At 53.0% G+C, this 25,693-nt stretch carries 30 protein-coding genes; 14 read left to right on the top strand and 16 right to left on the bottom strand.

Features of this window, described 5'->3' with window-relative positions:
- Positions 1-11: 11 nt before the first annotated feature.
- From ibaG to mlaF, 6 genes are all read right to left on the bottom strand, one after another.
- Positions 12-266, bottom strand: coding sequence for a BolA family iron metabolism protein IbaG (ibaG, locus tag R5268_RS01340; protein WP_004236327.1), 255 nt, complete (start codon positions 264-266; stop codon positions 12-14).
- A gap of 187 nt (positions 267-453) precedes the next feature.
- The gene (mlaB, locus tag R5268_RS01335) at positions 454-744 is read right to left on the bottom strand and encodes a lipid asymmetry maintenance protein MlaB (RefSeq protein WP_107678560.1); all 291 of its coding nucleotides are present in this window, start codon (positions 742-744) and stop codon (positions 454-456) included.
- Entirely contained in the window at positions 744-1,373 is a 630-nt protein-coding gene (gene mlaC / locus R5268_RS01330) for a phospholipid-binding protein MlaC (protein ID WP_046893113.1), read from the bottom strand. Before mlaC ends, mlaB begins: the two co-directional genes overlap by 1 nt.
- 119 nt (positions 1,374-1,492) lie before the next feature.
- The gene (gene mlaD, locus R5268_RS01325; RefSeq protein ID WP_166708543.1) at positions 1,493-2,017 is read right to left on the bottom strand and encodes an outer membrane lipid asymmetry maintenance protein MlaD; all 525 of its coding nucleotides are present in this window, start codon (positions 2,015-2,017) and stop codon (positions 1,493-1,495) included.
- Between the two features lie 3 nt (positions 2,018-2,020).
- The gene (gene mlaE / locus R5268_RS01320) at positions 2,021-2,803 is read right to left on the bottom strand and encodes a lipid asymmetry maintenance ABC transporter permease subunit MlaE (RefSeq protein ID WP_107678562.1); all 783 of its coding nucleotides are present in this window, start codon (positions 2,801-2,803) and stop codon (positions 2,021-2,023) included.
- A 7-nt stretch (positions 2,804-2,810) separates the two neighbouring features.
- Entirely contained in the window at positions 2,811-3,614 is an 804-nt protein-coding gene (gene mlaF, locus R5268_RS01315; RefSeq protein WP_046893000.1) for a phospholipid ABC transporter ATP-binding protein MlaF, read from the bottom strand.
- Between the two features lie 378 nt (positions 3,615-3,992).
- On the opposite strand from mlaF, the gene R5268_RS01310 reads away from it, so the two are divergent.
- From R5268_RS01310 to R5268_RS01250, 13 genes are all read left to right on the top strand, one after another.
- Positions 3,993-4,952: a calcium/sodium antiporter gene (locus tag R5268_RS01310; protein WP_317418491.1), complete on the top strand. Its 960-nt coding sequence runs from the start codon at positions 3,993-3,995 to the stop codon at positions 4,950-4,952.
- A gap of 51 nt (positions 4,953-5,003) precedes the next feature.
- The gene (kdsD, locus tag R5268_RS01305) at positions 5,004-5,972 is read left to right on the top strand and encodes an arabinose-5-phosphate isomerase KdsD (protein WP_107678663.1); all 969 of its coding nucleotides are present in this window, start codon (positions 5,004-5,006) and stop codon (positions 5,970-5,972) included.
- 9 nt (positions 5,973-5,981) lie between these two features.
- A complete protein-coding gene (kdsC, locus tag R5268_RS01300) occupies positions 5,982-6,545 on the top strand; it encodes a 3-deoxy-manno-octulosonate-8-phosphatase KdsC (protein ID WP_107678564.1) in 564 nt (187 codons plus the stop codon).
- 40 nt (positions 6,546-6,585) lie between these two features.
- On the top strand, positions 6,586-7,167 hold the full coding sequence (gene lptC, locus R5268_RS01295; RefSeq protein ID WP_107678565.1) for an LPS export ABC transporter periplasmic protein LptC: 582 nt from the start codon (positions 6,586-6,588) through the stop codon (positions 7,165-7,167).
- Positions 7,148-7,684 carry a lipopolysaccharide ABC transporter substrate-binding protein LptA gene (gene lptA, locus R5268_RS01290; protein WP_107678566.1) on the top strand — a complete coding sequence of 179 codons (537 nt, stop codon included), beginning with the start codon at positions 7,148-7,150 and terminating at the stop codon, positions 7,682-7,684. Before lptC ends, lptA begins: the two co-directional genes overlap by 20 nt.
- Positions 7,685-7,690: 6 nt before the next feature.
- The gene (lptB, locus tag R5268_RS01285) at positions 7,691-8,416 is read left to right on the top strand and encodes an LPS export ABC transporter ATP-binding protein (RefSeq protein ID WP_024474509.1); all 726 of its coding nucleotides are present in this window, start codon (positions 7,691-7,693) and stop codon (positions 8,414-8,416) included.
- 24 nt (positions 8,417-8,440) lie between these two features.
- Positions 8,441-9,877: an RNA polymerase factor sigma-54 gene (gene rpoN / locus R5268_RS01280; RefSeq protein WP_107678568.1), complete on the top strand. Its 1,437-nt coding sequence runs from the start codon at positions 8,441-8,443 to the stop codon at positions 9,875-9,877.
- A gap of 23 nt (positions 9,878-9,900) precedes the next feature.
- A complete protein-coding gene (gene hpf / locus R5268_RS01275) occupies positions 9,901-10,188 on the top strand; it encodes a ribosome hibernation promoting factor (RefSeq protein ID WP_052926623.1) in 288 nt (95 codons plus the stop codon).
- Positions 10,189-10,306: 118 nt separating this feature from the next.
- Positions 10,307-10,774, top strand: a complete 468-nt coding sequence (ptsN, locus tag R5268_RS01270) for a PTS IIA-like nitrogen regulatory protein PtsN (protein ID WP_046893006.1) — start codon at positions 10,307-10,309, stop codon at positions 10,772-10,774.
- A gap of 72 nt (positions 10,775-10,846) precedes the next feature.
- Positions 10,847-11,698 carry an RNase adapter RapZ gene (gene rapZ, locus R5268_RS01265; protein WP_107678570.1) on the top strand — a complete coding sequence of 284 codons (852 nt, stop codon included), beginning with the start codon at positions 10,847-10,849 and terminating at the stop codon, positions 11,696-11,698.
- A 3-nt stretch (positions 11,699-11,701) separates the two neighbouring features.
- Positions 11,702-11,974, top strand: a complete 273-nt coding sequence (gene npr / locus R5268_RS01260) for a PTS phosphocarrier protein NPr (RefSeq protein WP_046893008.1) — start codon at positions 11,702-11,704, stop codon at positions 11,972-11,974.
- 193 nt (positions 11,975-12,167) lie between these two features.
- Positions 12,168-12,578 carry a nucleoside diphosphate kinase regulator gene (gene rnk, locus R5268_RS01255; protein WP_054424666.1) on the top strand — a complete coding sequence of 137 codons (411 nt, stop codon included), beginning with the start codon at positions 12,168-12,170 and terminating at the stop codon, positions 12,576-12,578.
- A gap of 108 nt (positions 12,579-12,686) precedes the next feature.
- Positions 12,687-12,815: a hypothetical protein gene (locus R5268_RS01250; RefSeq protein WP_256680342.1), complete on the top strand. Its 129-nt coding sequence runs from the start codon at positions 12,687-12,689 to the stop codon at positions 12,813-12,815.
- A gap of 68 nt (positions 12,816-12,883) precedes the next feature.
- Here the strand turns inward: R5268_RS01250 and pmbA are convergent, their stop codons facing one another.
- Positions 12,884-14,224: a metalloprotease PmbA gene (gene pmbA, locus R5268_RS01245; protein ID WP_218454585.1), complete on the bottom strand. Its 1,341-nt coding sequence runs from the start codon at positions 14,222-14,224 to the stop codon at positions 12,884-12,886.
- Between the two features lie 172 nt (positions 14,225-14,396).
- Between pmbA and yjgA the strand changes: the two genes are divergently transcribed.
- Positions 14,397-14,945, top strand: a complete 549-nt coding sequence (gene yjgA / locus R5268_RS01240) for a ribosome biogenesis factor YjgA (protein WP_317418492.1) — start codon at positions 14,397-14,399, stop codon at positions 14,943-14,945.
- Positions 14,946-14,958: 13 nt separating this feature from the next.
- On the opposite strand, the gene R5268_RS01235 is transcribed toward yjgA, so the two are convergent.
- From R5268_RS01235 to mreC, 9 genes are all read right to left on the bottom strand, one after another.
- Positions 14,959-15,237: a barstar family protein gene (locus R5268_RS01235; RefSeq protein WP_112549873.1), complete on the bottom strand. Its 279-nt coding sequence runs from the start codon at positions 15,235-15,237 to the stop codon at positions 14,959-14,961.
- 3 nt (positions 15,238-15,240) lie between these two features.
- Positions 15,241-15,708 (bottom strand): ribonuclease domain-containing protein, encoded by a 468-nt coding sequence (locus tag R5268_RS01230; RefSeq protein ID WP_046893013.1) that lies wholly within the window; start codon positions 15,706-15,708, stop codon positions 15,241-15,243.
- Positions 15,708-17,153: a metalloprotease TldD gene (tldD, locus tag R5268_RS01225; RefSeq protein WP_054424131.1), complete on the bottom strand. Its 1,446-nt coding sequence runs from the start codon at positions 17,151-17,153 to the stop codon at positions 15,708-15,710. Before tldD ends, R5268_RS01230 begins: the two co-directional genes overlap by 1 nt.
- A 2-nt stretch (positions 17,154-17,155) precedes the next feature.
- Positions 17,156-18,013 carry a deaminated glutathione amidase gene (gene nit1 / locus R5268_RS01220; protein WP_004236296.1) on the bottom strand — a complete coding sequence of 286 codons (858 nt, stop codon included), beginning with the start codon at positions 18,011-18,013 and terminating at the stop codon, positions 17,156-17,158.
- Positions 18,010-21,789, bottom strand: coding sequence for an AsmA2 domain-containing protein YhdP (gene yhdP / locus R5268_RS01215; RefSeq protein ID WP_317418493.1), 3,780 nt, complete (start codon positions 21,787-21,789; stop codon positions 18,010-18,012). The genes nit1 and yhdP overlap by 4 nt, the downstream gene beginning before the upstream one ends.
- 78 nt (positions 21,790-21,867) lie before the next feature.
- The gene (rng, locus tag R5268_RS01210; RefSeq protein WP_046893017.1) at positions 21,868-23,337 is read right to left on the bottom strand and encodes a ribonuclease G; all 1,470 of its coding nucleotides are present in this window, start codon (positions 23,335-23,337) and stop codon (positions 21,868-21,870) included.
- Positions 23,334-23,945, bottom strand: coding sequence for a Maf family protein (locus R5268_RS01205; RefSeq protein ID WP_107678575.1), 612 nt, complete (start codon positions 23,943-23,945; stop codon positions 23,334-23,336). The genes rng and R5268_RS01205 overlap by 4 nt, the downstream gene beginning before the upstream one ends.
- Before the next feature lie 47 nt (positions 23,946-23,992).
- Positions 23,993-24,481 carry a rod shape-determining protein MreD gene (gene mreD / locus R5268_RS01200; protein ID WP_046893019.1) on the bottom strand — a complete coding sequence of 163 codons (489 nt, stop codon included), beginning with the start codon at positions 24,479-24,481 and terminating at the stop codon, positions 23,993-23,995.
- Positions 24,478-25,599 carry a rod shape-determining protein MreC gene (gene mreC, locus R5268_RS01195; protein WP_218454588.1) on the bottom strand — a complete coding sequence of 374 codons (1,122 nt, stop codon included), beginning with the start codon at positions 25,597-25,599 and terminating at the stop codon, positions 24,478-24,480. The genes mreD and mreC overlap by 4 nt, the downstream gene beginning before the upstream one ends.
- Positions 25,600-25,693: the final 94 nt, after the last annotated feature.

The following is a 25,693-nucleotide window of genomic DNA, read 5'->3' as shown; positions in this document are numbered from 1 at the left end:
ACCCGCCGCTGTTACAGCCCGCTCAGTTTGCGATCCCGTTCCCACTGAGCCGGGGTATAGGCTTTGATTGACAACGCGTGGATACGGTTATCCGCAATATATTCCATCAGTGGCGCATACACGGCCTGCTGCTGTTTAACACGGCTCATACCGTCAAAAAGGTCACCGACAGCGATTACCTGAAAGTGGCTGCCGTCACCGGTCACAATTGCGTCAGTAAGTGCTAACTTATCCATCAGCACCTGTTTGATTTCATTCGTATCCATAATTTCTCAAATTGGTTATCAGATTGTGTGTTATAGGCACTATCGTAATCGAATATGCCCCGCTCTTAAACCATTAAAAATGCCTCCGGCTGTGCGGTCACCTGAGTGACACAACCGGAGGCAGTTACCTTACGGAAAATAACGGCAAATAAGTATCTGTCCTGCCGTTATTTACATTATTTTTAATTCACGCGTTCTGACTGAATTCGAACTCAACACCGTAGAGTGACATCAGCATCTGCAAGTTAGCGCTCACTCCGGATAACACAAACGGTGCATCCGGACGCTCACCCCGCAGACGAACCAGCATGGCCAGCCCAGCGGAATCCACATGACTGAGCCCGGCGACGTCCACCGTCTGTACGGCGTTCATCTGCTGCTGACGTGCATTCCAGAACGACAGCAGTGTATCGCGATCCAGTTCCCCTTTCAGGGCGAGGGTTTCACCCTGTTTTTCCCACGTCAGCGCAGCCGTCATTATTTCTGATCCAGGGTAATCGGGGTTTTCGCGCTGCGTTCCAGCTCAGCAGTCAGACCATCAACACCTTTCTGACGCAGAATGGATGCCCACTCATTTTGTTTGGTGGTGATCATACTCACGCCTTCGGCAATCATGTCATATGCCTGCCAGTTACCGGTTTTGGTATTTTTACGCCACTGAAAATCCAGACGGATTGGCGGACGCCCTGCCGGTTCGGTCAGTGTCACGCGGATAGCCACGATGTTTTTATCACCCAGCGGCTGAGCCGGATCAATCTGGTAAGTCTGGTTAGTGTACATGGCCAGAGCCTGGCCGTAAGCCTGCGCCAGATACGCTTCAAAGGCTTTGAAATAGGCATCACGCTGCGCCGGGGTGGCATCTTTGTAGTAAGAGCCTAATACCAGCGCACCGGCGTATTTTATCTGTACATACGGCAGTAATTCTTCTTTAACCACGGTACGCAGATAGTCCGGATTCTGCCGGATCTGTGCCTGTTCTGATTTCAGACGGCTGAAGGTTTTTGCCGCCGCATCATTCATCAGTGTATACGGGTTCGTCTGGTCAACGGCTCCGGCAAACGGGGCAATCACCACCAGCATCGCCGCTATCAGTAAACGCTTAAACATAATCAACTCCTGATTTATCACCGGCACTTTCCGCCGTGAAGGTGTCATTCTGTAAACAGTATTATGCAGGATGTCCGCCCCTGCGGGCAAAAACATCTGCTTTTACATTACTTTTCGTATCAGTTCTGTGCAGCAGGTGCCGCGGCCGGCGTTTTTTCGCCTTCGCCGTCACCGCTCTTATACAGGAACTGACCGATTAAATCTTCCAGTACCATTGCCGGTTTGGTGTCCTGAATACGGCTGCCGTCTTTCAGCATTTCCGTCATCGGCAGATCCGGGTCAGTTGTATTCTCAAACCCTTTACTGAGCGCGAGATACTGCTCACCCAGCAGACCGGATGTGCGGATTGATAATGAACTGGTGTCCGGGATCTGATCATACTGGCTGTAGATATCCAGCGTTACTTCCGGTTTATAGCTTTTATCCAGACGGATATCATTAACACGCCCTATCACCACCCCGCCGATTTTTACCGGTGAACGGGCCTGGAGGCCGCCGATATCATCAAAGGTGGCAGACACACGGTAGGTTTTTTCGCTGCCGACAGAGCGGATATCCGCTACTTTCAGTGCCAGGAAGATAATCGCCGCAATGGCAATTAAGACGAAAAGCCCGACCCAAACTTCATTTTTCTTGCTTTGCATTGTTTAATTCCCGAACATCAGTGCCGTAAGCACAAAATCTAACCCTAACACGGCAAGCGATGAATGAACGACCGTGCGTGTTGTTGCCCGACTAATCCCTTCAGACGTCGGAATAGCGTCATACCCGTTGTACAGGGCAATCCAGGTAACGGTGAAGGCGAAAACCACACTCTTGTAAATGCAGTTCATGACATCTTTCTGCCAGTCCACATTGCCCTGCATGGATGCCCAGTAGAAGCCTTCATCGATCCCTTTCCAGTCCACCCCGACCATGACCCCGCCCAGAATGCCGACGGCAACAAAAATCATGGATAACAACGGCATACTGATAAAACCAGCCCAGAAGCGCGGTGCAACCACGCGACGCAGCGGATCGACCGCCATCATTTCCAGACTGGATAGCTGCTCGGTCGCTTTCATCAGACCGATTTCCGCCGTCAGTGCCGAACCGGCACGGCCGGCAAACAGCAGAGCGGTGACCACCGGCCCCAGTTCACGCAGCAGCGACAACGCCACCATCATGCCGAGGCTGGCTTCCGCACTGAAGGTTTTCAGAACCAGATATCCCTGTAAAGCCAGAACCATCCCGATAAACAGCCCGGATACTGAAATAATCAGCAGGGACTGCACACCGACGCTGTACAGCTGCTTGCGCAGCAGCGGCCACTGCCGGGCAAACTGCGGTTTACCGAACAGCGCACGGAACAGCATATATCCTGACCGCCCGAAAGACGCGCATGTCGCTAACGCGCGGCGTCCCAAAGCAGCAAGTACCTGTGTCAACATGTCTCGTTTATCCTAATAAATCTGATTGGTAGTCACCCGCCGGATAGCGGAAAGGAACCGGTCCGTCAGCGATACCATCCAGGAACTGGCGCACACGCGGTTCGGTGTTTTCCTGCAACTCTTCTGCCGTTCCCTGCGCAATCACGGACTGCTCCGCGACGATATAGGCTTTATCCGCAATACTGAGCACTTCCGGCACGTCGTGAGATACCACGATGCAGGTCACGCCCAGCGCCTGATTGAGTTCATCAATCAGCTTTACCAGCACCCCCATGGTGATCGGGTCCTGTCCGACAAACGGTTCATCAAACAGGATAAGATCCGGGTCCAGTGCAATTGCACGTGCCAGTGCCGCACGGCGGGCCATCCCGCCGGAGAGTTCCGACGGCATCAGGTTTGCCGCACCGCGTAAACCAACCGCTTCCAGCTTCATCATCACCGTTGTCCGGATCAGGGATTCCGGCAGCCGGGTATGTTCACGCAGCGGAAAGGCGACGTTGTCGTACACGGTCATATCGGTAAACAACGCACCGGACTGAAACAACATGCTCATTTTACGGCGGGACTGATACAGTTTGCTGCGGGAGAGTGCCGGGATATTGTCACCGTCAAACCAGATCTCACCGCTGTCCGGCCGCAGCTGTCCGCCGATCAGGCGTAACAGCGTGGTTTTCCCGATCCCGGACGGCCCCATAATCGCGGTCACTTTACCGCGCGGCACATCCAGGCTGATATCATTAAACAGCATGCGCGAACCGCGCCGGAAGCACATGTTCCGGATCTCAATAATATTTTCCGTCTGTCGGTTCATGACCTCACAACCTTAACGTTATGTTTTTCGTGTTATTACAACACATACAGGACTGACCCATCATAATATAAAAAAATCCGGCGGTTTTCGCCTTTAAATGCGGGTGCTGCTGTCTGAATTATTTATCCCCTCTGAGTAACAGGGCATAAATACGGCGATACACCAGTATATCAGCATATAACATTAACGCCTCCGCCGGGCATAAAACGTACTACCGGCAGAAAATTGAGGATATTCCGGGAACATGCGCCAGTATATTACCCGCAGCCTTAATGAAGCTAACACAGCTGTTTTACTTTTGCGCCTCAGCCCGTACAATAACCTTCAACTTCCCGTACCTCATTATTTCTGACTGTTTTTGCAGCCCGGAGGAGAGCCATGTTACTCACCAGCATCCTTTTACTTACCGGGTTGATTCTGCTGGTTTATGCGTCTGACCGTATTGTGTACGGTGCGGCTGTTTTTTCCCGTGCGCTCGGCATCTCCCCGTTTATTACCGGTATTCTGGTGGCCGGCCCCGGCACATCGCTGCCGGAACTGCTGACCTCGGCCGGTGCGGTGCTTGAAGGGCAGCCGGATCTGGCGCTCGGCACCATTATCGGCTCCAATATTACCAATTTACTGCTGATCGCCGGGCTTGCCGCCCTTATCCGCCCGCTGAGTGTACAGTCTGCGGTGCTGCGCCGTGAGCTTCCGCTGATGCTGGCCATGATGGCACTGTTCGGACTGTTTATCTGGTCCGGCGGTATCACCCGGCTCCAGGGCGGATTTCTGGTATTCGCGGGACTGGCCAGTCTCTGGCTGGTGGTAAAAATTGCCGCAATGGCCCGGCGGGATCAGTATGACGGCTTCACAACTGAACAAAATCATGAACTGCCGCAGGAAAATAATTTGCCGGTTGCTTTATTGTGGCTGGTCGCCGGATTACTGATTATGCCGGTGGCGGTCCGGATTGTGATTGATAATGCCTCTGCATTCACCGGCTATGCGGACATCAGCGGGCGTATCACCGGGCTGACGATTCTGGCTGTCGGCACCAGTCTGCCGGAGCTCTGCACCACGATTGCGGCAGCTATCAAAGGTGAAAAAGATATCGCGCTGGGTAATCTTATCGGCGCAACACTGTTTAATACCACTGTCGTTGCGGGTATCCCGGCGCTGTTAGCCGCCTCCCCGATGGCAGCAGACCGTTTTATGACCGATTTTGCCGTCATGATCGCGTCCGGTGTGTTATTTATTTTCTTTGCGGCCGGCCGGAACCAGCGGCTGAACCGGCTGAAAGGCATAATTCTGCTCAGTGCATTCACCGCCTGGCTGATAAGTCTTTTTACCGGCTGATAAATGTCAGCCATTAATACACAGACATACACTGAAAGTGAGAACAAACAGATGTCCCGAACTGATTTTCAACTAACAGGTAAACAAGTCCTCCGGATTGAACGTGAAGGCCTGGCGTCACTCGAACAGTATATTAATGATGATTTCGACAAAGCCTGTGAGCTGATATTCCGCTGTGAAGGCAAAGTGATCATTATGGGGATGGGAAAATCCGGTCATATCGGTCACAAAATGGCTGCAACATTTGCCAGCACCGGCACCCCGTCTTTCTTTGTGCATCCGGGTGAAGCCGCACACGGCGACCTGGGAATGGTCACAAAGAAAGATGTGGTGATCGCGATTTCAAACTCCGGTGAATCCTCTGAAATCCAGGCACTTATTCCTGTTATCAAACGTCAGAACATCCCGCTTATCTGCATGACCGGTAACCCGGACAGTACCATGGGGAAAGCGGCGGATATCCATCTGTGTATTAAAGTCCCGCAGGAAGCCTGTCCGCTCGGCCTTGCACCGACCACCAGCACCACCGCCACGCTGGTGATGGGTGATGCGCTGGCAATCGCGTTATTACAGGCCCGCGGTTTTACCGCAGAAGATTTTGCCCTCTCTCATCCGGGCGGTGCACTCGGCCGGAAACTGCTGTTACTGGTTTCTGACCTGATGAATACCGGTGATGATATTCCGCGCGTGCCGAAAACAGCATCACTGCGCGAGGCTCTGGTTGAAATCACCCGTAAAAAACTGGGAATGACGGTTATCTGTGATGACAACATGATCATTCAGGGGATCTTCACCGACGGTGATTTGCGCCGGATTTTCGATGCGGGTACTGATCTCAATAACTGTCAGATTGCCGATGTGATGACGCCGGGCGGAATTCGTATCAAAGCCAATACTCTGGCGGTTGAGGCACTGAATTTAATGCAGTCACGGCATATCACCTCTTTATTAGTCACAGAAGGTGATAAACTGCTGGGCGTACTGCATATGCATGATCTGCTCCAGGCCGGGGTGGTATAAGGACTGACGATGACACAAATTACCACCATTGACACCTGCTATGGCCCGATAGCGCAAACAGTTATGGAAAAAGCCGCTAAAATACGGCTTCTTATCTGTGATGTGGACGGCGTGATGTCTGACGGCCTGATTTATCAGGGCAACAGCGGCGAAGAGCTGAAGGCATTCAATGTCCGTGACGGCTACGGAATCCGCTGCCTGCTGACCTCGGGGATTGAGGTGGCGATAATTACCGGTCGTAAAGCGAAATTACTGGAAGATCGTGCCAATACACTCGGAATTACACATCTTTACCAGGGACAGAGCGATAAGCTTTTGGCGTATCGCGAACTATTAGATAAACTGGCAGTTCACCCCGGCGACGTCGCCTATATCGGCGATGATCTGATTGACTGGCCGGTTATGGCAGAGGTCGGTTTATCCGCCGCAGTAGCGGATGCCCACCCGTTATTGTTACCCAAAGCGGATTATGTTACACAAATTGCAGGCGGCCGGGGGGCGGTCCGCGAATTGTGCGATCTGATTCTGCTGGCACAAGATAAGCTGGATGAGGCAAAAGGCCTGTCCGTCTGAAAAGAATTTCATTGGTTATAGTGGCTTTATCAGGGATCTCATGAGTAAATTTAAGCTTTGGCTGATCATTATCCTGGCGCTTATCGCCCTCGGTCTGCTCGGCTGGAACCTGTCGGTCTCCCGTTCAGGTGACACCGACGGCAGGATCGTGGAAGACGGTACGCCGACGTATAAAACTAAAACGTCCTCAACCCTGGCCTACGAGCCGACAGGGCTGCTGACGTATAAGCTGAATGCGGATGATGTGCAGAACTTTGCTCAGGAAAAAGTAACATGGTTTACTAATCCGGTGCTGACCACCTACGACCCTGATAAAACCGCCACCTGGACGATTCGTTCAAAGCGGGCCAAATTAACCAATGACAGAATGTTATATTTATATGGTGATGTGCAGGTTGACAGCCTGACCACCGATACGCAGCTCAGGCAGATCACCACGGATAACGCCGAAGTCAATCTGATAACCCAGGATGTGAGTTCTGACGATAAAGTCACCATTCTGGGAACAGGACTGCGTTCCGTCGGATTGCAGATGCGGGGTAATTTTCGCAATCGTAATGCGGAACTGATCAAAGATGTGCAGACTTACTATGAGATCCCAAATGAAAGCAAACATCCTTAATACTCTGATTGCAACGGCCATTCTGGCCGTCAGTGTCCCTGCTTTGGCGTTAAAAGAAGATACACAGCAGCCGGTGACGGTAACATCATTAAAACAAGCCCTTGATTTAGAAAAAAATATCACCACATTTACGGATAATGTTGTGGTAAAACAGGGAACGATTGATGTCCGCGCTGATAAAGTGGTTGTCACCCGTCCGGGCGGCGATTCCGGCAAAATGGTGATCGAAGCATTCGGTAATCCGGTGACCTTCTACCAGATGCAGGATAACGGTAAGCCAATCAAAGGACGCGGCAGCAAACTGCGTTATGAAATGGCCAATGAGCTGGTCACGCTGACCGGTAATGCCTATCTGGAACAGCTGGACAGCAATATCACCGGTGACAAAATTACCTATGTGGTGCCGACACAGCAGATGCAGGCATTCAGTGACAAAGGCAAACAGGTGACTACCGTACTGCTGCCGTCACAGATTCAGGAAAAAGGCCCGGCGGCAACCGGCCAGAAAGGTAAGTAACGATTTATGGCAAAATTAATTGCAAGCAAATTAGCCAAAGCCTACAAAGGCCGCAAAGTCGTCGAAGATGTGACACTTGAAGTCAGTTCCGGCGAAATCGTCGGGCTGCTCGGTCCGAACGGTGCCGGGAAAACCACGACGTTCTATATGGTGGTGGGTATTGTTCCCCGTGATGCTGGTGCGATCAGCATTGATGATGAAGATATTTCTCTGCTGCCACTGCACGAACGTGCCCGCAAGGGGATTGGCTATCTGCCGCAGGAAGCCTCCATTTTCCGTCGTCTGACGGTATGGCAGAACCTGATGGCGGTGCTTGAAATCCGTAAAGATCTGAACAATGACGAACGCCGGGACAGGGCAGAAGAGCTGATGGAAGAGTTCCATATCAGTCATCTGCGCGATAACCTGGGCCAGTCACTGTCCGGCGGGGAACGCCGCCGTGTGGAAATTGCCCGCGCACTGGCCGCCAACCCGAAATTCATCCTGCTGGATGAACCGTTTGCCGGTGTTGACCCGATTTCCGTTATTGATATTAAAAAGATTATTCAGCACCTCCGTGATTACGGGCTCGGCGTCCTGATCACTGACCACAACGTCCGCGAAACACTGGATGTCTGTGAACGGGCTTACATTGTCAGCCAAGGTCATATGATCGCCCACGGCAGCCCGGAATCGATTCTGAATAATGAGCAGGTTAAACGTGTTTATTTAGGCGAAGGTTTCCGCCTGTAAAGCCGTAAGGAGCCCGTGTCCGTAATGAAGCAGAGTCTGCAGCTTAAACTCAGCCAGCAACTGGCGATGACGCCACAACTTCAGCAGGCTATCCGTTTGTTGCAGCTTTCCACGCTGGAACTCCAGCAGGAGATCCGCGAAGCGCTGGAATCTAACCCGTTGCTGGAACTTGATGATAACCATCAGGAAATTGACACACCTGCTGAATCTGAAACACAGAAAGAGATGGACAGCGCCGAGGCTCTCGAACAGACTGCCATGCCGGATGATCTGCCGCTGGATGCACAGTGGGAAGAAATCTACACCGCCGGTACACCATCCGGCACCGGCAATGATTACGGCGACGATGAACTGCCGCTCTATCAGGGCGAAACCACTGAAACCTTGCAGGATTATCTGATCTGGCAGGCCCGCCTGACCCCCTTTACTGAAACCGATGCCGCGATTGCCTTCTCAATCATTGATGCGATTGATGAAACAGGCTATCTGACCGTTTCCATTGATGATATCCGTCTCAGTATCGGTGACGATGAAGTCACCACCGAAGATGTCGAAGCGGTCCTCAAGCGTATTCAGCGTTTTGATCCGGTGGGTGTGGGCGCCCGTGACCTGCGGGAATGTCTGATGGTGCAGCTGAAAATTCTGCCGCCGGAAACCCCTAGTCTGAAAGAAGCCCTTGCTATCGCCGATCAGCATCTGGCATTGTTGGGGAACCGGGATTTCCGTACGCTGGGACGGGTAACCAAACTGAAAGAAGAGGCGCTGAAATCCGCCATTGATCTGATTCAGTCGCTGGAACCGCGTCCGGGCCTGGTAGTCAACACCGGAGAATCAGAGTATGTTATTCCTGACGTCCTCGTGAGAAAACACGGCGAACGCTGGACAGTGGAACTTAATTCCGACAGCATTCCCCGCCTGCGGGTCAATAATCACTATGCCGCGATGGGATCGCGGACCCGCAGTGAGAGCGACAGTCAGTTTATCCGCAATAATTTGCAGGAAGCAAAGTGGCTCATTAAAAGTCTGGAAAGCCGGAACGATACGCTGCTCAGAGTCGCGACCTGTATTGTGGAAGAACAGCAGGCCTTCTTTGAACAGGGCGAAGAATATATGAAGCCCATGGTGCTGGCTGATATCGCACTGCGGGTTGAGATGCATGAATCAACGATTTCCCGTGTTACGACGCAGAAATTCCTGCACAGTCCGCGGGGGATCTTTGAACTGAAGTACTTTTTCTCCAGCCACGTCAGTACCGACAGCGGGGGCGAAGCGTCCTCTACCGCTATCCGTGCACTGGTGAAAAAACTGGTTGCCGCCGAGAATCCGGCGAAACCGCTCAGCGACAGTAAACTGACTGACATGCTTGCCGAACAGGGCATTCAGGTGGCCAGACGCACTGTCGCAAAATATCGCGAGTCGTTATCCATCCCGCCCTCAAATCAGCGTAAACAGCTGATTTGATACACATTGAGAAGGAAGACACTATGGAATTACAAATTACCGGCCACAACGTTGAAATTACAGATGCTTTACGTGAGACTGTGACAGCCAGGTGTAAAAAACTGGAGCAGTTTTTCGATAAAATCAACAGCGTTCAGGTGATCCTTAAGGTTGAGAAAGTCAGTAAAATTGCGGAGGCAACGGCTCAGGTAAATGGTGCGGATCTTCACGCCTCAGCGGAAAAAGAGGATATGTACGCGGCAATTGATGAGATGGCAGAAAGACTCGGCCGCCAGCTGTCCAAACACAAAGAAAAACTGAGAAACCGGTAATTTTCTGCACCCGGGTGCATGACTGAATTAACAGTCTGAATTTTCTCAGGAAAAAGAAGTGCTCTGATCCCGGTTACCATGGTGGTTGCCGGGATTCTGATCCTAAGTGAACAATGAAATGAATAACGAAGCAAATTTGTCCCTGAGCGATGTACTGAGTATCAGCTGTACACGCAATAATATTCACTGTACCAGCAAGAAGCGCGCGCTGGAGATTATCAGTGAACTGGCTGCCACCGCGCTGGCGCTGCCGGAAAACACGTTGTTTGAGGCACTCCTTACACGGGAAAAAGTCGGGACAACCGGTATCGGTGGCGGGATTGCCATCCCCCACGGAAAACTGGACAAAAATGAGGCGCAAACCGCCTGCGGTGTATTTTTACATCTGGAACAACCTATCGCGTTCGATGCGATCGACAATCAGAATGTGGATATTCTGTTTGCGTTATTTGTTCCGTCTGATCAGTGTCAGACGCATTTACACACACTGTCGTTAGTGGCCAAAAAACTGGCTGACAAAGCGCTCTGCCGCCGGTTGCGTCAGGCGCAAAGCGATGAAGAGCTGTACAGTATCATCACTGAATGATGATAATAACCGGCTGACGACAACGGATAATGGCGTATTGCCATTGAAAGAGAAACGATAGGGAGTCCCCTCATGGTGCTGATGATAGTCAGCGGCCGCTCTGGTTCGGGTAAATCTGTTGCCCTGCGGGCGCTGGAAGATATGGGTTTCTACTGCGTTGATAACCTGCCGGTCACTCTTCTGCCGGAGCTTGCTGCCACGCTGGCAACACGCGATATCTCTGCCGCAGTGAGTATTGACGTCCGGAATATGCCGGAGTCCCCGGAGGTCTTTGAAGACGCCCTGAGCAGATTACCGGCCGGTTTCTCGCCGCAACTGCTGTTCCTGGATGCGGATCGCAACACCCTGATCCGCCGTTACAGTGATACCCGCCGTCTGCACCCCCTTTCCAGCAAAAATCTCTCACTGGAAAGCGCCATTGACGAGGAGAGCGATCTGCTGGAACCCCTGCGTTCCCGCGCTGATCTGATCATCGATACCTCTGAAATGTCGGTGCACGAACTGGCCGAAATGCTGAGAACCCGTCTGCTCGGTAAACGCGAACGCGAACTGACCATGGTATTCGAGTCTTTCGGGTTTAAACACGGTATTCCTATTGATGCGGATTATGTCTTTGATGTCCGTTTCCTGCCGAACCCGCACTGGGATCCGAAACTGCGTCCGATGACCGGTCTGGATAAGCCGGTGGCCGCGTTCCTTGATCGTCATACCGAAGTGCATAACTTTATTTACCAGACCCGCAGTTATCTGGAACTGTGGCTGCCGATGCTGGAAACCAACAACCGCAGCTACCTGACAGTCGCTATCGGCTGTACCGGCGGGAAACACCGTTCTGTCTATGTGGCGGAACAGCTGGCGGATTACTTCCGTTCACGCGGTAAAAACGTGCAGTCACGTCACCGGACGCTGGAAAAACGGAAATAACCCATGACAATCCGTTGTCAGGTAGAAATCAAAAACCGGCTCGGGCTGCATGCCCGGCCGGCGATGAAACTGTTTGAACTGATCCAGACCTTCCGGTCAACAGTGGTATTTCGTAATAAGCAGAATGAAGAAGCCCGGGCAGACAGTGTGCTTGCGATGCTGATGCTGGATTCCGAACAGGGCAGTTTTATTGAAGTAGAAGCAACAGGGCCTGATGAAAATACCGCCATTGAGGCAATTATTTCCCTTTTTGATTCAGGTTTTGATGAAGATTAGTTATACTAAACGAAATATTTTACTTAAAGAAAACTGATACGCTGTTTCGTTCACGCAGCCCGGCGGTTCGTGATCCTGATCTCTTTCCTTTCGGAGGAGAACAGCCTACTATCAGATTAATTATCAAAATGAGCACCCCCCTCCTTCTGGTGTGGGGGTGTTCTTTTGTATTGGAAATGATTTGGAGTGTGGTATGAAAAAGCCCAATATAATTATTAATGAACTGGACGCAGAGCGTCTGGATATGCTGCTGGAACAGCCGGCTTATGCTGACAGTCCGGTTGCCGAAGCCCTGAATGACGAGTTAGATCGCGCTGAAATCCTGCCGCCGGCAGAAATGCCTGCCACGGTCGTCACGATGAACAGCCGCATCCGCTTTGAGGATTTATCAAGCGGGAAAGAGAGTATCCGTACCCTGGTGTACCCGGCGTCACTGAAAGACAGCGCAGAGCAGTTGTCTGTGATGGCACCGCTGGGAGCTGCGTTACTCGGGCTTTCCGTCGGCGATGAGATTTCATGGGAACTGCCGAACGGTGAAGCAACGCGCGTAAAAGTATCAGAAATTATCTATCAGCCTGAAGCTGCCGGTGAATTACACCGTTAATCCGCTTTAAGCCTGCTCTGCGTCCGTTTCAGGTAATCTGCGGGCGCAGCTTCCATTTTCCCTTCTTTTTCTGCATGATGGCTTATCTTTTCTCTTTCCGGAGCCACTATGTCAACATTCAGTCTGCTGCACATTCTTGCCTTTTCCCCGTTAACTGACTCCCCGCTGCCGATGGTGCTTAATTTCGAAAATCAGTTATTTATGCTCACAAAGGGCCTGATAATGCTGATGATGTAGTGCTGTGTTTCTTTCCGGCATAAAAAAACCCCGGCATAAAAGTCAGGGTTTTTCATGCAGAAAAACGATTACTGCCCCGCAATACTCATTTCCGGCAGCCAGACAGAGCCGCACTGAATATTGCTGCGGGTTTCAATATCGTCGCCGGTGGCGATTATATTGGCCCACATGTCTTTCAGGTTGCCGGCAATCGTGATTTCACTGACCGGATACTGAATCTCGCCGTTTTCCACCCAGAAACCGGAAGCGCCGCGTGAGTAATCGCCGGTAATACCGCTGACACCCTGTCCCATCAGTTCTGTAACCACCAGACCGGTGCCCATCTCTCTGAGCATGTCGTCAAAACCCAGTCCCTGACCGGCAATGTGCCAGTTGTGAATACCGCCTGCGTGACCGGTGCTTTTCAGGCCCAGTTTGCGGGCGGCATAGGTGGTCATCAGCCAGTTATTCAGGACGCCGTTTTCGATAATCAGGCGATCCTCTGTGCGGACGCCCTCACTGTCAAACGGCGTCGAGGCCAGGCCGCCGATCACATGCGGCAGTTCGCGGATAGTCAGCCAGTCCGGCAGGATCTGTTTGCCGAGGCTGTCGAGCAGGAAAGTGGATTTGCGGTATACGGACGTGCCGCTGATCGCGCCGACCAGATGCCCGAACAAACCGGTTGCCACTTCCGGCGCAAAAATTACCGGCGCTTTCTGTGTCGCCAGTTTTCGCGGTGCGAGGCGGGACAATGTCCGGCGGGCACACTCTTCACCCACCCACTGTGCAGATTTCAGGTCATCCAGCTTACGTGCGATGGTATACGCGTAGTCACGCTCCATATCGCCGTTTTCTTCCGCGATCACACAGGCGGACATCGAGTGACGGCTGCTGCAGTAGCTTTGCAGCATACCGAGTGTGTTACCGAAGACACGGATGCCGTAATGGCTGTTAAAGCTGCCGCCTTCCGTATTGGTGATACGCGTATCGGCGCTCAGTGCCGCTTTTTCCGCATTGGCGGCGTAGTCGATCGCCTGGTCTGCGCTCACTTCAGACGGATAAAACAGTTGCAGATCCGGTGCCTCAAAGGCCAGCAAATCGCGATCTGCCGGGCCGGAACACGGATCTTCAGATGTATATTTCGCAATGTCGATCGCGGCCTGTACGGTACGGGCAATCGCCTCGTCGCTTAAATCAGTGGAAGATGCGCTGCCTTTGCGCTGGTTATGATACACCGTGATCCCCAGCGCACCGTCACTGTTAAACTCAACGTTCTCCACCTCACCCATCCGGGTGCTCACACTCATCCCGGTGGTCCGGCTGACAGCAACTTCGGCGCTGTCACACCCTTTCTGTGCAATACTCAGTGCCTGCGAAACCGCTTGTTCCAGGCGCGTACGCTGCGCCATAATCTGAGAAGTGATATTCATCAATCAGGTTCCAATTCAATAAATTAAGGGGCCGTCAGCTAATCAGACAGCTGAATAGGTGTTATCCGGCCTTTTCCCCGGTTACAATACGCAATAATCAAATGTTAACACTCACAAACACAGAGATCATCCGGCACCCGCCGCTCTGTGTTTCGCCACAGGAAATACTATTATGGCAAAGCAGCCTGAAGACTGGTTTGAAGAACCCGATGCACTTCCTCAGGAGGAAGAGGATGACGAGATAATCTGGGTCAGCAAAAGCGAAATTAAACGCGATGCGGAAGCCCTGAAAAAACTCGGCGCTGAACTGGTTGCACTGAGCAAGACCCAGCTGGAACGTATTCCGCTGGATGAACAGCTGCTCGACGCCATCCTGCTTGCACAAAAAATCAAGCGTGAAGGCCTGCGCCGTCAGTTACAGCTCATCGGTAAAATGCTGCGGGCCCGTGACCCGGAGCCGATTACCACGGCACTCGACAAACTGAAAAACCGCCATAATCAGCAGGTTGTCCTGCTGCATAAACTCGAAGATCTGCGCGAACGCCTGGTTACCGGCGATGACGCGGTAGCGGAAGAAGCGGTTGCACTGTTCCCGCACCTTGATCGTCAGCAGCTGCGCGCACTTATCCGCAATGCGAAAAAAGAGCGCGAAGGCAATAAACCACCAAAAGCTTACCGCCAGCTGTTCCAGTATCTGAAAGAACTGGCAGAAAGCGCTTAATCCGCCGTCATGGTCAGGGGGCCAGCACCAGCTGAATATCCCCCGGCCACTCTTCCTCCGCATCCCGGCAGGTACTGATAATGGCTGAAAACAGCCGCCGCTGCCGTGCGGTAATATGTTCAAACGCCAGTATCACCGGCAGATCAATCCCGCCTGTCAGCATATCCCATAACGCATCCGTATTACGGCCGAAGCAGGTCAGCTGAAATTTATCACTGAATTGCTGATAAAAATCGTCCGTTGTCCGGATGGTGCGGAAATCAAAATGCACAATGCTGATTTCGGGTGTCATGGGTTAATTTACCTGCTGAAATGAACGGTAATGATCAGTGGTGACATAAATCAGTCCGTCCCCGGAGTAAAGCAGACGATCACTGCCGCGGTGACCGCAGTTATAGTTGATATCCGCTTCAAACCACTGACGCGACGGTGCATCCGGCAGCCTTTTTTCCCGGTTGCCGAAACGATCACCGCCGATAGCCTTACCCGGCATCACATCACAGAGGTTGCCTTTTGACGGCTGCCAGCCCGCATTACGGGCGGCTTTTTTCGTCACATAGTAATCCGGCAGGCGCTGGTGCTGCTGCACGTAGCTGACCACCCGTGACTGTGCTGTCAGCGCATCAATGCTCTGCGGCTGTTCTGTCTGCTGCGGCACCGGCTCTGACGGACGGGTTTCGATAAACTTCCCCGGCAACCCTGCCAGCCAGGCGGAGACCGCCACAATCAGAACGATCACCAGTGTGCCGTATTTCTGCATCATCAGGCCGTTCCGCCGACTGTAATGCTGTCCAGTTTCAGGGTCGGCTGACCGACACCCACCGGCACGCTCTGGCCTTCTTTACCGCACACACCGACGCCTTTATCCAGTTTCAGGTCATTACCGACCATCGACACCTGCTGCATGGCTTCAATACCGGAGCCAATCAGTGTCGCGCCTTTTACCGGTTTGGTAATCTTACCGTTTTCAATGAGATAGGCCTCGGATGTCGAGAACACAAACTTACCGGAGGTGATATCCACCTGACCGCCGCCGAAATTCGGGGCATACAGGCCGTTTTTCACACTGGCGATAATCTCTTCCGGCGATGATTCCCCCGCCAGCATATAGGTGTTGGTCATGCGCGGCATCGGCAGATGAGCATAGGATTCACGGCGGCCGTTACCGGTCGGGTCAACCCCCATCAGACGGGCATTGAGTTTATCCTGCATATAACCTTTCAGAATACCGTTTTCGATCAGGACGTTATATTGCCCCGGCACGCCTTCGTCATCAATCGCCAGTGAACCGCGGCGATCGCCGATAGTACCGTCATCAACAATGGTACAGAGTGATGATGTGACCTGCTGACCGATTTTTCCGCTGAATACAGATGCACCACGACGGTTGAAATCTCCTTCCAGGCCATGCCCGACCGCTTCATGCAGCAACACGCCCGGCCAGCCCGCACCCAGCACAACCGGCATTGAACCGGCCGGTGCCGCAACGGCAGAGAGATTCACCAGCGCCATGCGCACCGCTTCACGGGCGAAATGATCAGCGCGGATCTCACCGTCTTCTGTACCCAGGAAATATTCATAGCCGAAACGACCGCCGCCGCCGCTGCCGCCGTGTTCCCGTTTGCCGTCCTCTTCCACCAGCACACTGACAGACAGACGCACCAGCGGGCGGATATCCGTCGCCAGCGTGCCGTCAGTGGCGGCAACCAGGACTTCTTCATACACACCGGTCAGGCTGGCATTTACTTCCTGCACACGCGGATCTTCAGCCCGTGCCACACGGTCAAGACGATGCAGCAGCGCAATTTTTTCCTCACGCGGCATTGCACGCAGCGGATCGAGTGCGGCATACAGCGCCGTGTTATTAACACGATGAAGGCTCTGTACCTGTCCGTTACCCTGCTCACGCACAATACTGCGCGCCGCAGATGCGCTCTGCTGTAATGCGGTCAGGCTTATCTGATCCGCGTAAGCAAAACCGGTTTTCTCACCGCTGACCGCACGGATACCGACACCCTGATCGATATTGTAAGAGCCGTTTTTGATAATTTTATCTTCCAGCACCCAGGCTTCATGAAAACTGCTCTGGAAGTACAGATCGCCATAATCAATATGGCGATCCGCTAACTGTGTGAGGACAGAAAAGAGATCCTGTTCATCAAGATCATGGGCGGTCAGCAGATGATTGCTGACAGTTGAAAAACTCATAATTACTCTTTACCTGTAGTGTTTTTCTCAATCAGTGAGGTCAGTTGCGGGCGGAAACGGTTATGTTTCACCACGCGGATCTGCTCACGCATTGAGGTTAAGCTGTCCGGACGGATATCAACGCCGATGGCGGCCACCGCATCCGTATTTTTCTTCATCACTTTGCCCCAGCCGTCAACCGCCATAGTGTGTCCCCATGTGCGGCGGGTGCCGTGCACGCCGACCTGTGCAGGGGCAAGGATAATGCACTGGTTTTCAATCGCACGGGCGCGCAGCAGCGGTTCCCAGTGGGATTTGCCGGTCAGCCGGGTAAAGGCCGCCGGAACAGAGATAATCTCCGCGCCCTGCTCACGCAGTGCCTGGAACAGGCCCGGGAAACGCAGATCATAACAGATGGTCATACCGAGACGACCCACCGGGGTATCAACCACGGTGATATGCTCGCCGCGCTGGAAGATTTTAGATTCATTGTATGAACCCTGCTCATCATCAATATTCACGTCAAACATGTGAATTTTGTCATAACGGGCTTTAATTTCCCCTTTATCATCAAACAGCAGGCTGCTGCTGGTGATGCGCGCCGGGTCTTCGCGGCTGATCATCGGCATAGAGCCGACCAGAATCCACACGCCGTAACGGCGTGCCATATCAGCCACCGCTGATTGCAGCGGGCCTTCGCCCTGCACTTCCGCATACTTCTGATAGGTATTGCCTGATGCAAAAATCAGCGCATTTTCCGGTGTCATCACCAGTTTGATATTATCAGGCAGTTGTTTGATCTGTTGTTCGATTTGCGCCAAATTGTGTTTGATATTTGTGCCGCTGCACAGCTGCAATAGTGCCACATTTGCGTTTTTCATTCCCGGGTCTCCTTTAACTGACGCAAAACTTCATCTACCTTCGGCTCTTCTAAACTACCGCTCAGGTGATACCGTATCACCGAAATTTTACTCCAGAGCGGGCCGAGCACCTTACTGGCCACAAAGACAGCCGCTCCGGCTATCGGGTTCACAACAAAGGCTGTCGCCACCCCGACCGTCGCAGAGAGTTCCGGTGTGACAACCACCGACATATCAATACGACGCTCCACAAGATAAATTGAACCGCTAAAGCTGATATCCGCCATTAATCCGTCCACGCGGGTATCCGTAGTCTTTAAAATACCATCTTTTATCACGCCTTTACCGCGTATGCTGTCAAAAACGAAATCATTACTGAAGGTATCCGTGAAATCGAGCTGCAACTTGCGCAATAATGCATCAAAACTGACCAGCCGCAGCAGTTTACCGGCATTACCGCCGCCCATCCGCTCAATCGCCCCTTTGCCGAGCGAAGTGCTGATAATACCGTTCAGCGTCGCCACATCCGGCGACCAGGGAACGTCCCGCCAGTTCAGGTCAAAATCCACGGTAAACGGAGAGCCGGTGATAGGTACCAGTACCCCGAAATACGCGGCCATATTATCAAAGACCGGCCCCTTAAACTGACCTTTAAAGTGCGACAGCGGGGAACGGCCGGCATCCCAGCGGCCGCTGAGTGTCAGTTCACTGGCACTGTTTTTGACCGTTGCCGCATCCAGCACCAGCGTATTATTTTCCGGCCAGACTTTTGCGTTCACCGTACCGATATTCAGGCCGCCCACCCAGCAGGCTTCGCAGCGCAGCGTGACAGCAGGCCAGCTGCTGACCCGGTAATCGGTTTTGGTGGTTTCATTACGCTGCGATTCCGGCAGGGCATTCTGAATAGACTCCGGATTATAGTAGAGATAATCAATACTTGCCTGCCACGGTCCGGAGGACGGGATACGGATATCACCGCGCAGCTCCTGTCCGTCTGCACTGAGCAACCAGCCGTTTTCCTGCGGATGAATACGCAGTTTTACCTGATTCCAGCGCTGTCCGGCAAAATCCGCATACGGCACGGAGAGATCAATATTCCCCGGCAGTTTCAGTGAGGCCGGCTGCTGATGGCTCTGCCCTGCCACTGCCAGAGCGCCGACCCACTCTTCACCGCTGACCGGCGGCAGTGCGATACTGATAACATCCGGTGTGATTTTTTCCGGCACTTTTATGCCCGGGCGGATTGTTGCGCCATTGAGTGTCAGAATATCGCCAAGACGCCAGTCCGTCAGGAAACTGAACGATTTGCCGAGAGTTCCGCCCGCTTTCAGGGTGTGTTCTGTCCCGGCAGCATGCACATTCAGTGTGCCGCTTTCCGCAGCCCAGCGCCGGACTGCCGGCAAAGTGCTGCTGGTCAGTTTTCCGGTCTGACCGTCCAGATCAACGGTGTAACTCATCTCTCCTTTTTGCGGCAGGGTAATTTTCACATCCCCCGTCCACGGGAACGAACCGGTTACATGCTGTTTGACCACGGCCGGTACACCGTCGATACCTTTCATCTGCCAGTTACCATCCAGATCGATATTCACGGCAAAATCTGACGGATTCTCTTTGGTGGTAAAGCGGATATTCAGCGGCTGTCCGAACCAGGAAGCTGTGATACGGTCACTTTCCAGGTCACCGTTATCAAACCGGAACTGTCCGCTGACATTTTTGAGTGTGCTGCCGATCGGCACCACATCAATATCATTATTTTTCAGATTAACGTGACCGGTTGCCCGCACCATCTCATCAAAATTAAGCGGGATTTCCAGTTTAAGATCACCGTTAACCTTACCGCCGATTTTCAGCTGCTCCAGGGTATTCCCGATAGAGCTTTTCATCGGCGTCTGATCAAAATACTTACCGAGTGATTCACCGTTGCCTTCAATGTCAGACTGAATATACAGACGCTCAACCGTAAAATCCGGGATATCCGCTTTCAGATTGCGGGCGGTGGCTTCCCCCAGTTTTGCCTGCTCCGCACTGATCCACAGCCCCTGATTATGGAAATTCAGATCGGCATTCATACCCATCAGGGCAGGCCATTCCGGATCATATTTAAAGGTGGCATCACGCAGCGGTACCCAAATCTGAAATTGTCCTTCGTTTTTGCGGAACGGGAAATCGGCCGGGTTGCCCTGAAATATCACCGTGGCATTTTCTGCCTGTCCGGCAATCAGTGCCTGTGTGAGATATTCACTCAGGAACTCCCCCATCAGCGGAACCGGAAAATAGCGCCACGCTTCTCCGGCATCGGTCAGCGTCACACCGCCGAGTATTCCGAGTGACGGCGGCCTGTCTTTATCATGCTGATAGCGGAAATTGCCGTTCGCCCGCAGCGCACCGGATTGCAGATCTAAATTATCACTCCAGAGATTCAGATTGCCGTCTGTATTCGTCCACTGAATTTGTCCGCGGCTTTCTGCCACCGCCAGCGGTGCGGTAAACATCGGACGGTAGTCCAGCACACTGTCATCGAGGGTAAAACGCAGAATGCCGCGCGCCTGTCCGCCCCGCAATACACCGCTGAAACGGGATACCGACGGTAATTCGTCCAGCGCTTTCCAGCTGACATCCTGCCAGGAAACATCCAGCTCAAGGTTTTCCGGCGCAGCCGGAGTGATATCGAGGGCAAAATCACGGATAAGACCTGACGGGTCGCGCTGCTGCCAGGCTTTGACAATATCATTGGTGAGGAAAGAGAAGGTCGGCACAATACTGCTCAGGCGCGCCAGTTCAATATCATTTGCCCGGACGCGCAGATGAGTATTCCCGCCGTATTTGGCCGACGGCGGGATATAAAGCAGCGACAGACTGCCTTCCGGCCACTGCTGACCGTCTGTTTTCAGGTTGAACAGATCCGGAATATTAAACAGCCATCCTTCCCCCTGACGGCGCATCTGTACCATCAGATCCTGAACTTCCAGTGTGTGTTTCTCTTTACCGGTCAGCCAGTCCGCCTCACCGGAGTTCAGTCTGACCAGACCGCGGGTTATTGCACCCTTTTCCACCGTCATCCACCCGTCCAGGCTGAAACCGGCTTTATTCAGTCCGGTATTATCACGCAGCCAGCGGCTGAACCACGGGGTCATATCAATTTCATCAGCCTGGAGGTAGACCGTTCCCTCATCCAGCAGGCCATTTACATCGCGCAGATCCAGCCGCACCTGTAACCAGCCGCGCGGGTTATTCACCGAGGAGAGACTGATTTCCCCCTGGGCACGGTGACGTTTGCTCTGATTGAGCCATGACAGACGGGAAACCAGTAAGGTGGCGGGATCGCCGGACGGTGTGAGAAAACGGATTTCGCTGTCGCGCAGATCAAAATTATCAAAACGCTCCAGCCAGAGCCCGGACAGGGCATCATCTGTTTCAATACTGCTGCCGTCGCTGCTCAGCGGCTGTTTGTAATCCAGCTTCATGTGCCAGAAAGTCAGATCACGGAAACTGACCTGAAAACGGAATAATGTCCGCCAGATATCGAGGGAGAGGTCGATTTTTTCGGCTGAGATATCCGCATCCGGGGCGGTAACACTCAGGTCGCGGAGTGTCAGCGCCGGACCGAATCCCTGCCAGCGGCCGCTGATTTCACCAATTCTGACCGTGGCACCGGTCAGCTGCGAGAGCTTTTGTTCGATCTGAGGACGGTACTCATTTATCTGAGGCAGCAGGTAGCGCAAACCGCCGAGCACCAGTGCCGCAGCAATCACGATTACAATCACACATGTCAGTAAAATCCCGGGCAGTCGCCTCACCGGCTCTCCTTCTCCTGCAGCTGTCAAGGCTGGCGGAACCGTATATCCGTTTATATACGGCAGTGTACCGCCAATGAATTACATCATTACGACATCAAAATGTTCCTGACTGTAGAGCGGTTCGGCACGAACCTGAACCTGTTTGCCGACAAAAATCTCCACCTCTGCCAGTGCATGAGATTCATCCCCCTGTAATGCCTCGGTCACCGCCGGTGACGCATAGACCAGGAAGCGATCAACATCCAGCAGGCGGTGCACGCGGACAATCTCGCGCAGGATCTCATAGCAGACCGTTTCCACTGAACGGACACTGCCGCGCCCCTGACAGGTCGGGCATTTCTCGCATAACACATGCTCCAGACTCTCCCGCGTGCGTTTGCGGGTCATCTCCACCAGCCCGAGCTGTGAAAAACCGTTAATCGTGGTCTTCACGCGATCTTTCGCCAACGCCAGTTCCAGGGAGCTCAGCACCCGGCGGCGGTGATCTTCATCGGTCATATCAATGAAATCAATGATGATGATACCACCGAGGTTGCGCAGACGTAACTGTCGCGCGATAGCCTGAGTCGCTTCGATATTGGTATTGAAAATGGTTTCTTCCAGATTACGGTGCCCGACAAACGCACCGGTGTTGATGTCGATGGTGGTCATCGCTTCGGTCTGGTCGATAATCAGATAGCCGCCTGATTTCATTTCGACCTTGCGCTCCATCGCCCGCTGGATTTCATTTTCAGTATCGTAGAGATCAAAAATCGGCTGACTGCCCTGGTACAGTTCAAGTTTGGCGGTCATTTCCGGGATGTAATCATCCACAAATTCCTGTAACTCTTTAAAGCTCAGGCGGGAGTCAATCCGGATGCGGTCGAGTGACTCACCGGCAAAATCCCGCAGAATGCGGTGTGCCAGTGCCAGTTCGCCGTAGATTTTGGTGCGGGTGGTATTACGCTTTTTACGCTGGATAACCTTGGTCCACAACCGGCGCAAAAACGCGGCATCCGATGTCAGTTCTTCTTCCCCGACGCCTTCTGCCGCCGTGCGGATAATAAAACCGCCATCCTCATCACAATAGCCCGCCACCAGATTTTTCAGGCGTTCGCGCTCTTCTTCACTCTCAATACGCTGGGAAACCCCTACGTGAGATGCGCCCGGCATAAACACCAGATAGCGGGAAGGCAGTGTGATATCCGTGGTCAGCCGCGCACCTTTGGTACCCAGCGGATCTTTGACCACCTGCACAATAATATCCTGCCCCTGATGCACCAGTTCCGAAATATCCCGGGTGCGGAATTTCTCTTTTTCATCCCCGGAGATACATTCCGTATGCGGAATGATATCCGAGGCATGCAGAAAGGCTGCTTTATCCAGGCCAATATCGATAAAGGCCGCCTGCATACCGGGCAGTACCCGGCTCACACGCCCTTTATAGATATTGCCGACGATACCGCGTTTAGCCTCGCGCTCAATATGAATTTCCTGAAGTATCCCGCCAGTAATATAAGCCACGCGTGTTTCAGACGGAGTCACGTTGACCAAAAGCTCGGCTGTCATGGTATTTCTTTCCCATCAATGTGTGCCGGTACAACCCCGCTCAGGGTATCCGTGTACCGTTTGATTAATTCTTCTGTCTCCACTAACGGTAATCCCACCACAGCATGATAGCTACCGTTAATTTTGCGGACATAACGCCCGCCAAGGCCCTGGATGCCGTACGCACCGGCTTTATCCATCGGCTCACCTGTCTGAATATACTCGTTTATTTCGTCGTCTGATAACCGGCGGAATGTCACATCCGTCACAATCAGTGTACTGAGTGTCCGTAAACGGTCAGAAACCGCGACTGCTGTCATCACCTGGTGTGTGGAACCGGATAATGCGCTGAGCATAGCAAAAGCATGCGCCGCGTCCCGGGGCTTTTCCAGGATATCCCCGCCGAGCACCACAATGGTATCAGAGCCGATAACCGGCCGTTCTTCCGCTGCCAGCGCCACCCCGGCCTGTGCTTTCTCCCGCGCCAGACGCACCACATAGTCCGCGGCAGGCTCATCGTCACGGCGGATTTCATCGATACAGGGGGAGAGTGTTTCACACTGAACATTCAGCAGCCGGATAAGTTCCCGGCGGCGGGGAGAGGTTGAAGCAAGGTAAATCGGCAGCATTCAGACGTCCTGACGTTTTGTTAACGTATCACGCCGCCGTCCCCTGACTAATGAACAGAAAAATGGCGGCGGGTCTTACGCAGTAATAAGAAAATCCATGGCCATAAGATACCATTGACCAGACTGTTCCAGAAGACTTCCGGATGAAACACAATATCGGACAATAAAAATTCTGACCAGAAAACAAAGAACTGCATCAGCGCTGACAACACAATGATAACCAGCGACTGCTGCCACAGCGCCATATTGCGCAGCAGCTGATGCCGGAATGATACCAGATACGTGACAATAGAGAGGCTCAGGGCATGCACGCCGAGCGTGGAGCCTTCAATCAAATCAATGATCATGCCGAGGAAGAAAGCCGAACCGACACTGACCCGGTGCGGCAGCGCCATCACCCAGTAGATCAGGAACAGCATCGCCCATGACGGCCGGTAAAACTGAAGCTGCTCCGGCCAGGGCATAATTTGCAGTACCAGAGCTATCAGAAAAGAGAGCCAGACAATAATCCGGTTTTGTCCCCGGTAGGTATTCATTGCTGCGGCCTCATCCTCAGCGGCCGGGCCGGTGCGGTTTCAGCAGCCGGTTCCTGCGCACCCTGCGCGGCGGCCGGATTGCTTGCCGGATTGTTTGCTGGTTTTGGCTGTGCAGGTTTTGGCTGTGCCGGTTTCGGCAGCACCGGGGCAGATGGCTGTGCCGGGGCAACAGACGGAACAGCGGCAGGATCGGTTTCCGGTGCCGGAACGGACGGGATCACCTGAGGCATAACCTGCATGATGCGTTCATTCGCTGCCCGGTACACTTCAGACGGACCGGAAGGATCACGCGGGTTACTGTCTCCGCCCCACAATAAGAGCAGATAACGCAGACGCTGAAGATCTGCCGTCGGTTTGGCACTGATAATGGTATAAGCGCGCTGACTATCGACTTTCACCGCAGACACAATCCCGACAGGGTAACCTTCCGGGAAGCGGCCGCCGAGGCCGGATGTGACCAGCACATCCCCCACGCGGATATCAATATTATTCGGCAGAGGTTCAAGCTGTAAATCGTCAGTACATCCGGTACCGGATGCAATGACACGAATATCGTTACGCAGCACCTGGATCGGCAGTGCGTGAGTGGTATCGCAGATCAGCAAAACGCGGCTGGTTAACTGGGACACAGCGATCACCTGCCCCACCACGCCTTTATCGCTGATCACCGGCTGGCCGTCATACACACCGTCACGGCTGCCTTTGTCTATCACGACCTGGTCACGATACGGGGTGTTGGCACCCGACATCACCTGCGTGACCATCATGTGCTCATCCTGACGCAACGGCGAACCGAGCAGTTCACGCAGGCGGGCATTTTCCTGCTTAAACTGTTCAAGCAACTGATTCTGACTGTTTTTTACCAGCAGTTCCTGCCGCAGAGCGCGGTTTTCAAATTCCAGCTGTTCACGGGTCGCGAAGTTATCAGAAATACCGTCCAGTAACTGGCGCGGACCGTTGGCTAAAAAATAGAACGGGCTGACCGCCGTATCCAGATAGTTACGGATCTTGGTAAAAGCATCAATCCGGTTATCAACCACAATCAGTCCGATGGCAAAAATAACCGCAATAATAATGCGAATCTGAAGGGAAGGTCCCCGGCTAAAAATCGGCTTCATAAGATGCGATATCAGGCACTACAGTAATTCCGTCCGGGAAGACAGAGTGTGAATCCGGCGGACAGGGGGAGCGGACTCCCCCGGCCTGCAGTAT

It is taken from the genome of Morganella sp. BCCO 40_0007, assembly GCF_032989665.1.
Taxonomy (GTDB): Bacteria; Pseudomonadota; Gammaproteobacteria; order Enterobacterales; family Enterobacteriaceae; genus Morganella; species Morganella sibonii.
This window is presented reverse-complemented; position numbering and strand designations above follow the sequence as displayed.